This is a genomic window from Teichococcus coralli (genome assembly GCF_009829925.1).
In the GTDB taxonomy this organism is placed as follows: domain Bacteria; phylum Pseudomonadota; class Alphaproteobacteria; order Acetobacterales; family Acetobacteraceae; genus Pseudoroseomonas; species Pseudoroseomonas coralli.
On the sequence record NZ_SNVJ01000074.1, the window covers coordinates 1 to 313 of the forward strand.

A 313-nucleotide genomic window follows, 5' to 3' on the forward strand; every position below is an offset into this window, starting at 1 on the left:
CCCACCGCGCCCGTGGTGACGGCACCGGCAACCTCCACCAACAGCGGCACGCTGCCCGACAGCGCCGCCCCCATCAACTGGATCTACGGCACCGCCCGGACCGAGACGCTGACCGGCACCTCCGGCCATGACGGCTTCAAGTCGGTCGGCGGCGGCGACACCATGAAGGGTGGCCTCGGCGACGACACCTACGTGGTCTACACCGCCACCGACAAGGTGGTGGAACTCGCGGGCCAGGGCATCGACACGGTCGAGACCTGGCTCTCCAGCTACACCCTGCCCGACAACGTCGAGAACCTGGTCATCACCGGCA

1 pseudogene is annotated in these 313 nt (G+C 68.7%); it reads left to right on the plus strand.

The features are described 5' to 3' along the window. Positions 1 to 313 (plus strand): annotated as a pseudogene (locus E0493_RS22990) (hypothetical protein); the annotation flags it as partial.